Source organism: Xenorhabdus sp. NBAII XenSa04, from assembly GCF_963866145.1.
GTDB classification, from domain to species: Bacteria; Pseudomonadota; Gammaproteobacteria; order Enterobacterales; family Enterobacteriaceae; genus Xenorhabdus; species Xenorhabdus indica.
Genome location: NZ_CAWMEB010000224.1, coordinates 23,660 through 39,458, shown reverse-complemented (window position 1 = coordinate 39,458; position 15,799 = coordinate 23,660). Strand labels below are relative to the sequence as shown.

The following is a 15,799-nucleotide window of genomic DNA, read 5'->3' as shown; positions in this document are numbered from 1 at the left end:
CTCTCAGCGTCAAATCCATAAACAGGTCAGACCAAGAAAAATAACCAGCAATATGGTAGAAAAAGCACAGAGACCTTTATCAACTAACTGATAAATATGTATATATTTTAAATTGATCAAATATTGTCCAGTTGAGGTGTAATAAAAATTACGAGCTCCCTTCGACTATGCCGTTCTCCTTGCTGGCTAAATAATGATCCCAACAGAGGAATGTCTGATAAGTAAGGAACTTTTTGTGTACTGGCGCCTTTTTTCTGTTGGAAAATTCCACCCAGAATGAGGGTTTCGCCGTTTCTGACGGTAACTTGTGTCATAATTTCCTGTTTATCGATAGCCAGATTTTCATTCCCTCCCTGATTAATAGGAAGGCCGGGCGCATTCTGGCTGATTTTCAACATTAACCGGATTTTTCCTTGCCTTAAAATGTGTGGAGTTACTTCCATGCCTAATACTGCCTCCTTGAATTGAATAGTTGTTTTGTTTTTATTCTGAACGAGATAAGGGATATCAGAACCCTGTTTGATACTGGCGGGTTGTTGATGTGAAGCGGTCAGACGTGGGCTGGCGATGATATCCAGTTGATTTTCCTGCTCCAGGGCGCTGAGTTCCATTTCTAACAGATTTGCATGGATGCGGGCAGTGTTCAGTACTAATCGGTGGCTTTGATTTCCTGCGGGTTGATGCAGGTTCAAGCGGTTGAGACCGAGTGAGCGATTTTGTGGATCGGCTGCGATACCCCAGTGAATACCTAGCTCATGTAATGCTTCTCTGCTGCTCGTGACAATATGGGCTGTGATTTGCACTTGTTGCTGTGGTGTGTCCACTTCTTTCAGCCAGTTTTTGATGCGAGTGATAGCATCAAACTTATCTTCTAATATCAAACTATTCGTTAAATTATCATGTTCCACTTTTCCCCATTTTGTCAGTAAGGCAGGCGTGTTTTTTTGTAATTGTTCTGTTATTTGTCCGGCATCGGCGTATTGCAGAGGAATAACCTGATATTCTATTTCTTGTTCTTCTTGATCTGTCGGGAAGAACTGAACTTCTTCATCTAGGTTATTTTTTGGCGGCTGAAAAGGATCTCTCACTGTCATTGAATAAGTTGTTTCTTCCGGTTCTATTTCTTCGGCGAAACAGGAAAAAGTCAGGAGCAGGAAGGCCAGTAAAGCGAAAGCACGACAATTCATCATTTTTCCTCATAGCCAATATCTTTCAGCACCATACGGACAGTCAGACTATTATCGGCAGGTGTGATCGTGAGATGTTTTATCAGCAAGATAGGTTGTAATTGCTGAATCTCATTGATGAAACGGAGTAATTGTTCATAGGTCAGTGACAGTATGATATGCCATAAAACCTGATCCCCTTCTTTGATGCTTTTCCATTCCATGAGTTGACTCCCGGAATTGACCAAAGGCTGGTGGAGTCGTTTAAGTACGGTAGTTTTTAGCGGCGATGAGATATGGCCGTTCTGGCCGAGTTTGACTGTTATTTGTTGGATCTGCTGGTGGAGCTCAGTCAGGTTAGGTAATGCGGAAAATTGGTTTTGAGATAAGGCGAGATCATTTTTTTGTTCTGTCAGTTTAACTTGAAGAGAATGAATGACATCTTCACTCTTTTGCCAAACAAAAAAATAGAAGCCCAATATAAGAGGAATGATCACCAATTGCTGCAATAAAAATAACTGCCATATGGGGCGAAATAGCCACACAAGATAATTATTTCTCATTTCTGTCTCCCATCAACCAGTCTGCATCAATGGTGAATACCTTAAGATAATCCTCAGATGTGGTGGTCATTTTTTTCAACTGGACATTGATAAGTGAAGTATTACCTGTCAGGTTATCCAATAAATTGGAGACATCTTCATAACTTTGGCTGTTGGCTGCAAAAACTAATTGCCCGGTGTCATCACTGAAAGCAGTAAGCCAGCTTTTTTCCGGTAATAAATGAGGAAGTTGGCGAAAGAGTTGTAAATATCGTTGATTCTGTTCCATGAATATCTGTTTTTTCCTGACTTGTTGGGTCAACTGATGGTGATGATGAACCGCTTGTTCTGTTTCATTGATAATTTGTTTTATTTGCTCAAGTTGCTGGCTATTTTGGGCAAATCGAACGTGATATTGTTCGATTTTCTGCTGCTGTTGTATTGAGATAAATATGAAAAAAGCCCCCCATAGAATCAATTGCAGGCCAAGAAATAATCCCCATTTCCAGTATTGGCGTTTAAGTTTTGCCTGACGCCAGGGCAAGAAATTAACCTGATACATCATTGGTCATCCGGTCTGAGAGCCAGCCCGGCAGCTATAACGAAAGCATCTGTTTGTGTCGGCAGTGGAGGCTGATAATGGCGAAATGCTGCCAGCATATGCCAGACGTCAACGGGTTCTTTGGGTACGGTTTGCTGTTTTTCTTTATTGATATCAGTAGATTGTTCGTCACTGTAGTAAATGGTGTGATTTTTACTCTCTGTTGTAATGGGTAACTGGTTAATAACTTGTGCCAGAAATGGATGAGACTGGGTTGAGATCAATCCATAATTAAAAGGGAGATTAGCTGGAGCGACCCACAGCCAGTCAGTTATCCGTTTATGGATCAACCAGCTGTCATTGGGAATACCGGCAGATTCTGCTGCATAACGTAATGCACAGGGCGCAATATCAATGGCATCAGGGAATAAACCAATTTCTGCGAGCAGTTCAATCCAGAAGTTGAGATCTTTTTGTCGGGTTGCACTGATGCAGATTTGCTGACCATGAACCCGATAATCCAGGGCAAGATCAGTGACAGGAAATTGTTTTTCAGCGTTGGCGTGAACAAACCATCCGAGTTCAGGCTCCTGTAATGAGATGTGGTGAGGCAAAGCAATCTGTTTCTGTAGGGTTTGCTGAACAGGCAGGGCCAGTCTTAATTTAATCTTGTTAGGTAATATTTGACGCCATTGCATTAGAATATGCTGTAATTTTTCAGGGTGCTGTAACCATCCTCCTGAGACAGTGCCGTGTGGTGTGTCTTTTAATAATGGTATTTCATTAAATAACGGTAACTTATTAAATAAAGAGTATTGCCAGCAATGACGGAGTTGCCAGCCATTGCGGCGTTTAATAGCCGCGATTGCCCGAATGTAATGTTCATGGATATCCAATCCGATATACCATCTTGATGGGTACATGTCGTGATCTCCTTATCAGTGATGAGTGACAAGTTGTTATTAAATGAAAGGACATATTCATTGTGTTGTATAGCCTTTATACTACGTACTAATCGTTTATAAATTGCCTCATTAACATGGCGTGAGAAATTTCAGGTGAAGTTCATAAAGTATTTTTTGATCCTTGTCGTTGTTTGCATTTTATTGGGAACCGTCTCGATTTTGGGTTTGTACAAATATATCGAACCACAGTTGCCAGATGTCGCGACTTTAAAGGATGTCCGATTACAGACACCAATGCAGGTATTCAGTGCTGATGGCGAACTTATTGCCCAATATGGTGAAAAACGTCGTTTGCCGCTGACCTTGTCCGAAATACCGCCTTTAATGGTGAAAGCCTTTATTGCCACGGAAGATAGCCGTTTTTATGAACACCATGGTGTTGATCCGATAGGTATTATCCGTGCGGTCTCAGTTGTGATGACTTCTGGTCATGCTTCTCAGGGGGCAAGTACTATTACTCAGCAACTTGCGAGGAACTTTTTCCTCAGTCCGGAAAAGACTTTGATACGTAAGGCTAAAGAAGCGTTTCTGGCGATTAAAATTGAGCAATTGTTAACCAAAGATGAAATTCTTGAGCTATATCTCAACAAAATCTACCTTGGTTATCGTGCTTATGGTGTCGGTGCCGCAGCACATGTCTATTTTGGCAAAAACGTTAATGAATTGACTTTGGGTGAAATGGCGATGATTGCCGGATTGCCGAAAGCGCCTTCTACCTTTAACCCACTCTATTCTCATGAGCGGGCGCTTAATCGCCGCAATGTGGTATTGGGGCGTATGCTGGAGGAGGGATACATCACTCAACAACAATATTATCAGGCAAGAAGTGAGAAATTAATTGCCCGTTACCACACTCCGCAAATTGTTTTCTCTGCGCCTTACCTGACTGAAATGGTAAGGCAGGAAATGATTAACCGTTATGGTGAAAATGCCTATACGGATGGCTATAAGGTCTATACCACGATTACACGTAAACCCCAACTGGCGGCTGTTGATGCTGTTCGTACCAATGTGATTGATTATGATGTCCGTCATGGTTATCGCGGTGCTCAGGAAGTGTTATGGAAAGCTGGTCAACCAGCATGGAGCCAGTCTCAGATCATCGATAAACTGAAAACTTTGCAGAAATATGATCCTTTGTTACCTGCTGTTGTGACGAAATCCGATGCAACTCAGGCAGAAGCCATATTGACGGATGGCAGTAAAGTTGAACTGACTATGGCGGGAGTTCACTGGGCGCGTCGATTTAAGACAGACAATCTGCAAGGGCCTCCACCGCAAAGTGTTAATGAAGTCATTCGAACCGGTGAACAGATTTGGGTCAGGAAAGTCAATGACATCTGGTGGCTGGCTCAATTACCGGAAGTTAATGCTGCGCTGGTTTCCATCAACCCGATGAATGGTGCGATAGAAGCATTGGTCGGTGGATTTAATTTTGAATTGAGTAAATTTAACCGCGTAACTCAATCGTTGCGTCAGGTTGGCTCCAATATCAAACCGTTCCTGTATACCGCTGCGATGGATAAAGGTCTGACACTGGCATCGTTGCTTAACGATGCACCTATCAGCCGTTGGGATGCAGGCGCGGGTACTGACTGGCGTCCCAAAAACTCTCCACCAACCTATGATGGTCCGATTCGTCTGCGTCAGGGATTGGGGCAATCCAAGAACGTGGTGATGGTGCGCGCTATGCGTGCAATGGGTGTTGATTATGCTGCTGATTACCTGAAACGCTTTGGTTTGCCGGGTGAAAATGTTGTCCGCACAGAGTCGTTGGCATTGGGGTCTCCTTCTTTCACACCAATGCAATTAGTGCGTGGTTATGCAGTGATGGCAAATGGTGGTTATCTGGTCGATCCTTATTTCATTAACAAAATTGAGAATGATGAAGGAAAAGTCCTGTTTGAAGCGAAGCCGAAGATTGCTTGTCCGCAGTGTACCGATATTCCTGTAATCTATGGTGATACCACCCGTTCCATTGAATTATCTGAAGATTCGATTGAAAACGTAGCCCACTCCAATCTTTCTGCCGAGCCAGCTTTACCTCAGCCGGATCTGGAAAGTGTCGCGCCTAATGTGCATACCGATGATCAGCAGTATGCTCCGCATGTTATCAGCACACCGTTGGCGTTTCTGATCCATGACGCTCTGAAAACCAATATCTTTGGTGAGCCGGGTTGGATGGGAACAGGCTGGCGTGCTGCTCGTGATTTGAAGCGCCGTGATATTGGCGGCAAAACCGGGACAACCAACAGCTCGAAAGATGCATGGTTCTCAGGTTATGGGCCAGATAGGGTTGCGACAGTCTGGATTGGTTTCGATGAGCACAGTAAAAGTCTGGGACGGACACCTGCTCTGAAAGGGGAAGGTGGAGCGAAAACGGCGCAGCCAATTTGGGATGATTTCATGAAAATGGCATTGGAAGGGGTGGCGGAAAAAGAGATGGAACCGCCAGAAGGTATTGTGTCTGTCACAATTGATCGGGCGACAGGCAAACTCTCCAATGGTGGGGCAAATACCCGTAAGGAATATTTTATTGAAGGTACGCAGCCGACAGAATATACCGTACCAGAGGCGGGAACGACAGTGATAGAGAATGGCGAAAGCCATGAGCTGTTCTGATTGTTTTTAAATACCAGCACTTAGGTAGTAAATAAAGTTAAAGATTTTTCTAATGTATATTGGGTAATGGTGTTTAATTAATTTTATATAGTCATAAGAAATGGGCATTAAAGATCATGATCTTTAATGCCCTTTCATCATCTTGCTACATACCTGCTGTAAGCGTAGTCCTAGCGTTTTTCATTCAGATATCGTTGTGCAAAAAATAAGGCGCTGATGTTTCTGGCTTCGTTAAAATCGGGATGTTCCAATAGTGACATCATATCTGTTATTGGCCAGCAAACCTGCACCAGAGGTTCCGGTTCATCTCCTTCCAGATTTTCGGGATAGAGATCTTGCGCAATGACAATGTTCATTTTGCTGGAAAAATAAGAGGGAGCCATCGTCAGTTTTGTCAGTAGTTCAAGCTTTTTTGCTCCTAATCCTACTTCTTCCTTTAATTCACGGTTGGCGGCTTCAAGGATACTTTCCCCCGCATCAATCGCTCCCTTAGGAAAACCTAACTCATATTGCTCAATACCAACGGCGTACTCACGTATCAGAAGTAACTCATCACCAATCACCGGAATGATGAGGACTGCTTCATGATTAGCCGGCTTCATGCGCTCATAAATACGTCTGGCACCATTACTGAATTCAAGATCAACGGACTGGATGTTGAATAGACGAGAATGGGCAATATCACTTATATTCAATATCTTAGGCTTTTTCAGATCAATCATGCTTGCCCCTGGCGGTTATTGCGCATTAGTCAATTGAAAAATAATCCATCCAATCAGCTCATGGCGCTTGGGAAATACAATTTTTGTAGTGACATTGGATGTGAATCCAAACTCTGCTTTAATATGGCCGATTATGCCAGTAAATGATAGCGATTATCGCTTGTATGTATTTTTGTTACTATCTTACTCTTGCACAAAAAAACTTCTTTTTACGAGCGGGTGTGAGAAAATTTATATAACATTTTGTAAATAAAATTAAAAATAGGAAGCGAGAATAGGAATAACCTGATTCTGAGTAATTCTTTAGATTGTTATTTTGTCAGCCTCTGTATTGCTTTATGGGCGTGGAGAAAAAATGAGCTCACTAGTCATTATATTGGCTATTTTTATCGTTAGCCTGACTATAATGGCTTCCTTTCTGACTTTCAGATGGAGGCGTTCTGATAACGCGCGTTACTTGTCATTGATGGCTAAAGCAGCTAGCCGCAAGCTAAGTGCGGATGAATCTCAAGCTATTGAGTCTTATCTGAAAAATATCCTGCCCAAAATGAAATCAGACAGGAGCTATATGTCCGGCTGTCCGGCGTTGCCGGTCAGAAATGATACGGTTTATACCATTAGCCATACCATAACCCGTTTTTCCGCTGCTTCAGAAGAAGCGCAGCATTGGCGCTATTATGTTGATGAAACGGAAATACATTTTCCTGCAATGCTTGAGCCGTTTGTTAATCAGCGGAATACGGTAGACATTGTTCAAACTTCTTCGATACCGCTCGTTATTACAGTGAATGGTCATTGTCTGACAGATTATCAGCAGAATCTGAATACCCCAAATTTTAAGAAAACGGAACACGCTTCAATTCAGAAGAACGGTAATTCGAATGCCAATTTGCTGTATGTGCGAAAGGAAACGCCGGAAGAGTATCGTCTGCGCCACTCAACAGGTATCCAGGAAGGCGTTCTGATGTGCATGGGGCTTTCCTTATGGTTTCTGGCTCTTTTTGTGCCTATACCTTTATTGCCGTGGCTAATGTTGATTTCTATTCTGCTTATACTTGCCAGTTTTTGGCCACTTTTCAGGTGGCCATCTTCACGTAATTTGTTGAATATAAATTGCTTTAGCGGGATATTGAAACGCTGGGGTGTTTTCAGTGAGTTTGAGCCGGAACACAAAAAAAATATCTCATTGGGCGGAATTGACCTGATTTATCCCGCTCACTGGGAGCCATACCTTGCTCATGAGCTTGATCAAAATACTGATGTGGATATGTATTCCAGTTGCCATGTTGTACGACAGGGGCGTTATCTCTCGTTGCATGAGGAGGAAAAACACTATCCCTACCAACGTTATCGAAAGAACCAGATGTTGGTGGTATTTTCTGTTTTAGCTATGTTATTACTGTATTTTTATCAACCCGCCAGTTTATCTATGCGGTTGAGTTTTGCATGGCTGCACGGCAGTAATACCAAGGTTATTACCAGCGTCAATGAACTGCTAAATATGCCACTTCGGGAAGGGGATGTACTGAGAGTTAAAGGCACAGGAATGTGTTACATGCCACCTATGCTGGATACTTTTCCTGGTCAGAATGGACTCTCTTTTGCTCCATTTAACTGTTTTGGTGTCTATTGGAATAATGGCAGCGCATTACCCAGACCGGAATCAGAAATTATTAATAAAGCATCAGCATTGCTCACAACAGTTAATGAGCAACTACGCCCAATGGAAAATAGCCGGAAATCTAATTCCAATCTGAATGAAGTGATTGCTAAGTCGGGAATGATACTACTCGATAATTTTTCTCAAATCATTTTGAATACTCAGGCACTTTGTCAGAAGGACATGGATTGCAACCGTCTAAAAAATGCTCTGATTAATCTGGGTAATGGCAAAGATTGGGATGATCTTTTGTATCGGGCAGAAAAAGGAAAATTGAATGGAACCAAAGTATTATTACGCTCTGTGAGTGCTGATGCATTGGGAAAACTTGTTGATGCCACCACTTCCTCATTTATTTACCGGGAAATTGATAAAGTGAGTATTCTCATAAACAGCCCTCCGCCGGGAGGTGTTTTGCTGATTAGTGATGAAGACCGCCCACTGGTTGAATATCCGCTTGCGCCGATCATTTTTTATGAGTACACCGCTTTGCAACAATGGGGAGAATTGCTACGGCTGGCGAATATATTGACACATATACCATTTGAAACCGAAGGTATTGTGACGGGGTTATCTGAAGATGCAAACGGTACTCGTCATATCATGTTACATAGTGAACCTGATTCTATTACGTTGATTCGTTATCTGGGAAGTTGCCTCTTTTTGGCAGTAATTATGGCGACATTAATTGTTAATAGCATATTGGTTATTAAGAAAAAACAAAAAAACAGTCAGCGTCTTGTGCGGATCAGACAGTACTATGACAATTGTTTCAATCTGAAACAACCGCCGATGAATTAGTGATAATCACGCGGGCTATGTTACCCTAAATTTGTCTTTAGCCAGCAAGCTTTAATCAGAGAGAACAGAGAGAAACAACCATGCCTAATTCAGACAATGATCACGCTGTTCGCCTTGATAAGTGGCTGTGGACTGCCCGTTTTTACAAGACCCGTTCCATCGCGCGTGAAATGATTGATGGAGGAAAAGTCCATTATAATGGGCAGCGGAGTAAGCCGAGTAAACTGGTTGAGTTGAACGCAGCAATTAAATTGCGTCAGGGCAATGATGAGAAAACAGTGACAGTTTTGGCATTGAGCGGACAAAGGCGCAGTGCCACAGAAGCTCAACAGCTTTATCAGGAAACAGAAGAAAGCATCATTAATCGGGAAAAGATGGCTTTGGCTCGTAAAATGAATGCATTGACGATGCCACATCCTGATCGCCGTCCAGACAAGAAAGAACGGCGTACCCTGATTAAATTCAAGAACACAAAATTTAATGAGTCGGAATAACCGTCTCAGTGAAATGAGAGAGATTTATGATTAAGCATGACCAATTACACCGCTTTTTATTTGAAAGCCATTCTGTCAGGGGGGAACTTGTTTCTGTAAGCGAGACTTACCAGCGAATGCTGGAGAATCACCATTTTCCCCAACCTGTACAGCAATTGTTGGGTGAGTTGTTGGTCGTTACCAGTCTGTTGACTGCCACATTGAAATTCAACGGGGATATCACAGTACAAATTCAAGGTGATGGGCCTGTTAAGCTGGCGGTCATTAATGGAAATAACCGCCAGCAAATGCGTGGTACTGCGCGCATTGATGGTGATGTCAATGCTGCAAGTCGTCTGCGTGATATGGTTGGTAATGGTTATATGGTCATTACCATTACACCAACAGAAGGTGAACGTTATCAAGGTGTAGTCGCATTGGAAGGAGAGACACTGGCTGAATGTTTGGATGCTTACTTCAAACAGTCAGAACAATTGCCGACTCGTTTGTTTATCCGAACTGGCATGCAGGATAACAAAATGGCGGCTGGGGGCATGTTATTGCAAATCCTGCCGGGTGCACAGGCAGGCAGTGATGACATGCTTGACCATCTGGTTCAACTGACTGCGACCATCAAAGGCGAAGAGTTGTTTACGCTGGATGTGAAAGAAATTCTGCATCGTCTTTACCATGAAGAAGATGTCACTCTGTATGAACCTCAGCAGGTTGAGTTCCGTTGCACCTGCTCTCACCAACGTTGTGCTGATACTCTGGTAACATTACCGGAAGCGGATCTGCAAGATATTCTTCATCAAGATGGAAAAATTGACATGGAATGTGAATTCTGTGGTATGCACTATATTTTTGATGAGAAAGCTCTTAACGAAATTAAAATAGCGAAGAAAGAACAGTTACATTAACTCTATTTATGATTTATTTTTAGAGGGCGTATAAATACGCCCTTTTTATTATTTAAAAATTTTTATTTCGTGTTCTATGTCTCATATAAACCTAAAAAAATAATATAATTTCAATTTTTTGATAACAATCGCTGTTAATTAGTCATAATTATTTATTATTTCTGGCAGAGATAGAGATTAAATCTAACTGATCAGGAGCAATAAATAAATGAGCGTTACAGGCATTACTGTGCAGGAACTTATGGTTTATGGTATTCGTGATGTAAGCGAAGTTATTTATAACCCAAGTTATGAATTGTTATTCTCTGAAGAAACGAAATCTTCTTTACAAGGATATGAGAAAGGCACATTGACCAATCTTGGTGCTGTCGCAGTAGATACCGGGATCTTCACAGGGCGTTCTCCTAAAGACAAATATATTGTGCGCGATGAGGTGACTCGCGACACGGTATGGTGGGCAGATCAGGGAAAAGGTAAGAACGATAATAAACCGCTCAGCCAGGAAACTTGGTCTCATCTTAAAGGATTAGTCACTCAGCAGCTTTCAGGCAAACGTTTATTTGTGGTTGATGCTTTCTGTGGGGCTAATGCGGATACTCGTCTGAAAGTACGTTTCATCACAGAAGTGGCGTGGCAGGCGCATTTTGTCAAAAACATGTTTATTCGCCCATCTGATGAAGAGCTCTTTGATTTTGCCCCTGATTTTATTGTGATGAACGGTGCGAAATGTACCAACCCACAATGGAAAGAGCAGGGACTGAATTCTGAAAACTTTGTTGCTTTTAACCTGACAGAACGGATGCAGCTGATCGGCGGTACTTGGTACGGTGGTGAAATGAAAAAAGGGATGTTCTCAATGATGAACTACCTGTTGCCACTGAAAGGTATTGCTTCCATGCACTGTTCTGCCAATGTGGGTGAAGATGGTGATGTTGCTGTTTTCTTCGGTCTTTCTGGTACGGGAAAAACCACGCTTTCTACTGATCCGAAACGTAAATTGATCGGTGATGATGAACATGGCTGGGATGACGACGGCGTGTTTAACTTTGAAGGTGGTTGCTATGCAAAAACCATCAACCTTTCGAAAGAAGCTGAGCCCGATATTTATCACGCTATTCGCCGTGATGCTCTACTGGAAAACGTCACTATACTGGCAGATGGCACTGTTGATTTCAATGATGGTTCAAAAACAGAAAACACTCGCGTTTCTTATCCTATCTACCATATCGAAAATATTGTTAAACCTGTCTCAAAAGCAGGTCATGCAACTAAAGTCATTTTCCTGACTGCTGATGCTTTCGGGGTACTGCCTCCTGTGTCCTGCCTGACGCCAGAACAGACTCAATATCATTTCCTGTCTGGTTTTACAGCAAAATTGGCAGGAACAGAGCGTGGTGTAACAGAACCAACGCCAACTTTCTCTGCATGTTTTGGGGCGGCATTCCTGTCATTACACCCGACTCAGTATGCAGAAGTGCTGGTCAAGCGTATGCAGGCATCCGGGGCGAAAGCCTATTTAGTTAATACGGGTTGGAATGGCACTGGCAAACGAATCTCTATCAAAGATACCCGAGCGATTATTGACGCTATCTTAAATGGCAATATTGAAGATGCGGATACCATTGAATTGCCGATTTTTGATTTGGCTGTACCAACAACATTATCGGGCGTCGATACGGGTATCCTCGATCCACGCAACACGTATGCAGATAAATCTGAGTGGGATGCGAAAGCCAAAGATTTGGCACAGCGTTTCATTGATAACTTCGACAAATATACAGATACCGCTGCTGGTGTAGCATTGGTAAACGCAGGGCCTAAGCTGTAAGAGACTCAGATTAGCTGGATGAAACAAGGTGGGACTGCGGTCTCACCTCAGATTAGGATATAACTAAACGAAATAATACCGTTAAAAAATGCTAGTGGAAGCCGTTATGCGATACGAATGCAAAAACAAGCATGAAAAAGATAAAATCGATTTCAAAGCTGTCCGTCAGGGTAAGATTCAGATGATTCAAAAGTTTATTGCCGCTAAATAAAAAAGAGGCGGAGAATAAAGACAAAATCGTATTTAAGCCTCTTTAAAATCAATAGCCAGTTTAGTAAGACTCAGACTACTGATAAACCCCGTTGAAAGAATAACGGGGTTTTTTATATACAAAAAAAAGCCAGCATGAAGTTGCTGGCTATAAAAGTAAACACTGGAAGCAATGTGAGCAATGTCGTACTTTCACATGACCCTGAAGGTGGTGCACTGAAAGTAATAATAATGATAATCGTTCTCAATATCGTTTGTAAAGCGTTTTTTTAATCAAATTTCGTTTTTCAATTTTAATAAGGAAAATACATGCTACCCAAGTTACCACAAGGTATTGAGTGCTTTATCGGCAATGCTGCCTTAATCCCTGATGAAATCGGTGAATCCCCAAGCAGTGTCTATAGTTTTATTCAGGGTAACGATTGCTTTTTTCTCAAGTATTCTCCCATCGTTTATGCAAATACGACTTATAGTGTCATGCGGGAGGCTTCAGTGCTGAATTGGCTTAATGGTCGCCTGAATGTGCAGGAAGTTGTGTGTGTTGCAGAGAATTCAGAAGGGGAGTTTATGATCACACGTTGTATACCCGGAGAGCCGTTGTACACACGGATAAATGCTCATCAACCTGTTCTGGAACTGTTTCGTGAAGCTGTTCGTCAGATACAGGCTGTATCCATAATCAATTGTCCATTTGACTCCGGGGTTAATTTTCGTCTTCAGGAACTGGAGTATTTGCTGAATAACAATTTGTGTGCTGAAGAATATGACCTTGGGCAATGGCCGGGAATAGCGACTCCACAAGATTTACTGGCACGTCTTCATGCTACGTTACCGAGTGAAGAAAAGGTATTTTCCCATGGAGATCTTTGTGACTGTAATATCTTCGTTGATGCACATGACGAATTGTACTTCCTTGATCTTGGCCGAGGCGGAATGGCAGATCGCTGGCTGGATATTGCATTTATTCATCGCAACTTACGTGAAGAGGTTTTGATAAGTACAGCTAGCGAATTTCTGGATACGCTTGGCGGTCTTGATAACTCAGCCAAGCGCGTGTTCTTCGAGCAATTAGATGAACTATTCTAACCTGGTATGCACTCACTTAGCTGATGCAGGAATGAGTGCTCCGTAGTTTTCTCCAATTCCATTTGGTAGAGGTTTTGTGTACTGATGTCAGAAAATTGATACGATGTTGATTGATAACCCCGTAACCAGAGCAGAAACCACCCTGTATGTACATCAGGGCATAGCCCGGCGAAGCGAAATCCACCTTTTTTTAACTGTGGATATAACCTCAATGCCTCTTCACACGCAGGAAGTCTTAAATAGATTAACTGGTTGGCAGGGTAATCTATGATTTCCGATAAGAAGTCAGAATCAACCTCATACAATGTGATCTCCAAACGTCGTCCACTGATTTTAGAACTAATGAGCTTGGAGTTAACTAGATTAGAATTAAAAAGAGAGTACTCTCCTTGTTGTTCATCGGGTGATGATTCGCCAACGTATTGTCCTATCTGGTCGGCCCAGTCTCGCAAGGGATGTGGCCAGTTCAGTTTAGGCAATGGAAATGCTTTAAGAGGCAAAATACCTTGTACAATACTTTCAGGCTCTGCTAACCCGAATGGCGAATCGACATAGTCCAGCATCAGTGCTGTCGAGCAAAAGCCGAGGTTTTGTGCTAAATACTGGCTTTTCAGGTGCGAACAGACTTGTTTTATCGTCAACAAACTATACTGCTGTTCTTTCGCATAGTGGCACAAATAGCGCCCCAAAGATTTAGCAATACCTCTGCCTTGAAATCCCGGATACACAGCAACCAACGCTAATTCAGCCTGATTTTGCTGCACAACATCTTTAATAAGCGACGCGTGACCAATCAGATGTCCCTGATAAAAAGCCAAGGCTGAATACCATCTTCCTGTAGTTTGATAGTCATCTATCAATCTGGGCAGATAGACATCAGGATAAACGTATGAATCACCGTAAACTTCACGGAATAATTTGCTGATATGTTTTCCGTCACCTGATTGATAGCTGCGGATCTGGATAGCAGAAGGAAAAATAGTCATAGATTTCAACCTTCAATTATAACTACGCAGATCCACAACTCGCTGCAATTTACCTGAACGCGGGTGGGTATACATTGCATCAATATTCGTTTGAACGATCTCCAGCATATTTTGGTGGAAGTGAGCAGTGTTCAGTTCGGGGCATGCTGAGAGTATGTTATGGTGGATTTTTTTAGTATCGATTGGTTGCGGGCTGGCTACTAACAATTTGATTTTGTCTTTTGACGCCTCTTGAGACAGTACCAACTGCCAGGCAATTAACTCTGTTTGTGATGATAACTGGGTAGCTAAGTCGTCAGGAAATAGTGAAAGATCACCAATCCTGATCCGATAACCTTGGTTTGCGCGTCCGTGTAGCGCAAACTTACGACATGCCTGTTCTGACTCACACCAGCAAGCCAAATCACCCGTTGGATAGCGGATCACCGGCATCAGTTTTCTTTGTAAGTTAGTGATAACTAACATGCCACGGCGTCCTGGCTCCGTGATGGGTTCATGGGTAATCTCATCAATAATTTCTATAATGGTATCTTCGTCGAAAACCCTGTGCTCTCCCGGCTCACATTCTGGGTCAGCAAAGCCGATTAAGCCGCCGTCAACACTGGCACAACCAACTGAGCCAAAACGTGCCTGCGGGAAAACCTGACGCATTGCCGTTATCTGTCCTTCGAACAGGCTTTCTCCGCCATACAGAATGGTTTCTACCGTCGGTAATGTCTGGTCATTGTCTTTCAGATACTGTGCAAAGCGAATGAGCTGAACGGGCACTCCCGCCAGCACGTTGATATTGTGATGCTGAATGTTATGTGCCAGCAGTCCATCGTCAACCTTGCAAGTGAAAGGAAATTCCACGACAGGGAATGATGAGTTAGACAGAGCACCATGAATGAATAGCAAACTGGTGTAAAGGTCGCCGGCAAAAAATAGGTTGGCTACCCGATCACCCGGCGTCAATTGGCGGGTAATTGCTTTCCCAAATGAATGAATGAATGCTTTCCACTCTTGTTGACTGAAAACTGATAGTCGACCATCACTGGTTGAACCCCCCGTTTTAAACACATGTCCGTTTTCTAATGGAGCAGTAAGTACTGGCCAAGTCTGTAAATTATCTGAATGGGCCCAGTAACTACCGGGCGTGACCAGTGGCAAATCTTGCAGCGTCCAATTATCCGGGACGGATTCGTAAAGAGTCCGGTAATAAACAGAATACTCACGTACATGATTAAACAGATCAATTAATATCGTGCTTTTCATTATATTCATATTCGTTTCACCTA

13 protein-coding genes are annotated in these 15,799 nt (G+C 42.7%); 6 read left to right on the top strand and 7 right to left on the bottom strand.

From position 1 onward, the window contains the following. Positions 1-116: 116 nt before the first annotated feature. From AAC147_RS09125 to pilM, 4 genes are read right to left on the bottom strand one after another with little or no spacing between them, the layout of a single operon-like run. Positions 117-1,187: a secretin N-terminal domain-containing protein gene (locus AAC147_RS09125; protein ID WP_047680318.1), complete on the bottom strand. Its 1,071-nt coding sequence runs from the start codon at positions 1,185-1,187 to the stop codon at positions 117-119. Beyond that, on the bottom strand, positions 1,187-1,729 hold the full coding sequence (locus AAC147_RS09120) for a hypothetical protein (protein WP_047680316.1): 543 nt from the start codon (positions 1,727-1,729) through the stop codon (positions 1,187-1,189). Before AAC147_RS09120 ends, AAC147_RS09125 begins: the two co-directional genes overlap by 1 nt. Beyond that, positions 1,719-2,273 carry a PilN domain-containing protein gene (locus AAC147_RS09115; protein ID WP_047680314.1) on the bottom strand — a complete coding sequence of 185 codons (555 nt, stop codon included), beginning with the start codon at positions 2,271-2,273 and terminating at the stop codon, positions 1,719-1,721. Before AAC147_RS09115 ends, AAC147_RS09120 begins: the two co-directional genes overlap by 11 nt. Further along, positions 2,270-3,172, bottom strand: a complete 903-nt coding sequence (gene pilM / locus AAC147_RS09110) for a pilus assembly protein PilM (RefSeq protein ID WP_047680312.1) — start codon at positions 3,170-3,172, stop codon at positions 2,270-2,272. Before pilM ends, AAC147_RS09115 begins: the two co-directional genes overlap by 4 nt. Before the next feature lie 135 nt (positions 3,173-3,307). On the opposite strand from pilM, the gene mrcA reads away from it, so the two are divergent. Further along, a complete protein-coding gene (gene mrcA, locus AAC147_RS09105) occupies positions 3,308-5,836 on the top strand; it encodes a peptidoglycan glycosyltransferase/peptidoglycan DD-transpeptidase MrcA (RefSeq protein ID WP_047680310.1) in 2,529 nt (842 codons plus the stop codon). Positions 5,837-6,006: 170 nt separating this feature from the next. On the opposite strand, the gene nudE is transcribed toward mrcA, so the two are convergent. After that, positions 6,007-6,558: an ADP compounds hydrolase NudE gene (gene nudE / locus AAC147_RS09100; protein ID WP_047680308.1), complete on the bottom strand. Its 552-nt coding sequence runs from the start codon at positions 6,556-6,558 to the stop codon at positions 6,007-6,009. Positions 6,559-6,913: 355 nt separating this feature from the next. On the opposite strand from nudE, the gene AAC147_RS09095 reads away from it, so the two are divergent. From AAC147_RS09095 to AAC147_RS09075, 5 genes are all read left to right on the top strand, one after another. Continuing rightward, positions 6,914-9,019: an IgaA/UmoB family intracellular growth attenuator gene (locus AAC147_RS09095; protein ID WP_047680306.1), complete on the top strand. Its 2,106-nt coding sequence runs from the start codon at positions 6,914-6,916 to the stop codon at positions 9,017-9,019. A gap of 80 nt (positions 9,020-9,099) precedes the next feature. Then, positions 9,100-9,513: a ribosome-associated heat shock protein Hsp15 gene (gene hslR, locus AAC147_RS09090; protein ID WP_047680305.1), complete on the top strand. Its 414-nt coding sequence runs from the start codon at positions 9,100-9,102 to the stop codon at positions 9,511-9,513. A 26-nt stretch (positions 9,514-9,539) separates the two neighbouring features. Then, a complete protein-coding gene (gene hslO, locus AAC147_RS09085; protein WP_047680303.1) occupies positions 9,540-10,412 on the top strand; it encodes an Hsp33 family molecular chaperone HslO in 873 nt (290 codons plus the stop codon). Positions 10,413-10,620: 208 nt separating this feature from the next. Next, positions 10,621-12,240, top strand: a complete 1,620-nt coding sequence (gene pckA / locus AAC147_RS09080; RefSeq protein ID WP_047680301.1) for a phosphoenolpyruvate carboxykinase (ATP) — start codon at positions 10,621-10,623, stop codon at positions 12,238-12,240. A 519-nt stretch (positions 12,241-12,759) separates the two neighbouring features. Then, complete coding sequence (locus AAC147_RS09075; RefSeq protein ID WP_047680299.1) at positions 12,760-13,536, top strand: APH(3') family aminoglycoside O-phosphotransferase; 777 nt, start codon at positions 12,760-12,762, stop codon at positions 13,534-13,536. Here the strand turns inward: AAC147_RS09075 and AAC147_RS09070 are convergent. Next, entirely contained in the window at positions 13,533-14,522 is a 990-nt protein-coding gene (locus tag AAC147_RS09070; RefSeq protein ID WP_052189445.1) for a GNAT family N-acetyltransferase, read from the bottom strand. The genes AAC147_RS09075 and AAC147_RS09070 overlap by 4 nt on opposite strands. Positions 14,523-14,534: 12 nt before the next feature. After that, positions 14,535-15,785, bottom strand: a complete 1,251-nt coding sequence (locus AAC147_RS09065) for a phenylacetate--CoA ligase family protein (protein WP_231571366.1) — start codon at positions 15,783-15,785, stop codon at positions 14,535-14,537. Positions 15,786-15,799 lie beyond the last annotated feature (14 nt).

Coding starts and splice junctions, on each gene's coding strand:
- AAC147_RS09125 (WP_047680318.1), bottom strand. CDS start 1,187: ATGAATTGTCGTGCTTTCGCTTTACTGGCCTTCCTGCTCCTGACTTTT.
- AAC147_RS09120 (WP_047680316.1), bottom strand. CDS start 1,729: ATGAGAAATAATTATCTTGTGTGGCTATTTCGCCCCATATGGCAGTTA.
- AAC147_RS09115 (WP_047680314.1), bottom strand. CDS start 2,273: ATGATGTATCAGGTTAATTTCTTGCCCTGGCGTCAGGCAAAACTTAAA.
- pilM (WP_047680312.1), bottom strand. CDS start 3,172: ATGTACCCATCAAGATGGTATATCGGATTGGATATCCATGAACATTAC.
- nudE (WP_047680308.1), bottom strand. CDS start 6,558: ATGATTGATCTGAAAAAGCCTAAGATATTGAATATAAGTGATATTGCC.
- AAC147_RS09095 (WP_047680306.1), top strand. CDS start 6,914: ATGAGCTCACTAGTCATTATATTGGCTATTTTTATCGTTAGCCTGACT.
- hslR (WP_047680305.1), top strand. CDS start 9,100: ATGCCTAATTCAGACAATGATCACGCTGTTCGCCTTGATAAGTGGCTG.
- hslO (WP_047680303.1), top strand. CDS start 9,540: ATGATTAAGCATGACCAATTACACCGCTTTTTATTTGAAAGCCATTCT.
- pckA (WP_047680301.1), top strand. CDS start 10,621: ATGAGCGTTACAGGCATTACTGTGCAGGAACTTATGGTTTATGGTATT.
- AAC147_RS09075 (WP_047680299.1), top strand. CDS start 12,760: ATGCTACCCAAGTTACCACAAGGTATTGAGTGCTTTATCGGCAATGCT.
- AAC147_RS09070 (WP_052189445.1), bottom strand. CDS start 14,522: ATGACTATTTTTCCTTCTGCTATCCAGATCCGCAGCTATCAATCAGGT.
- AAC147_RS09065 (WP_231571366.1), bottom strand. CDS start 15,785: ATGAATATAATGAAAAGCACGATATTAATTGATCTGTTTAATCATGTA.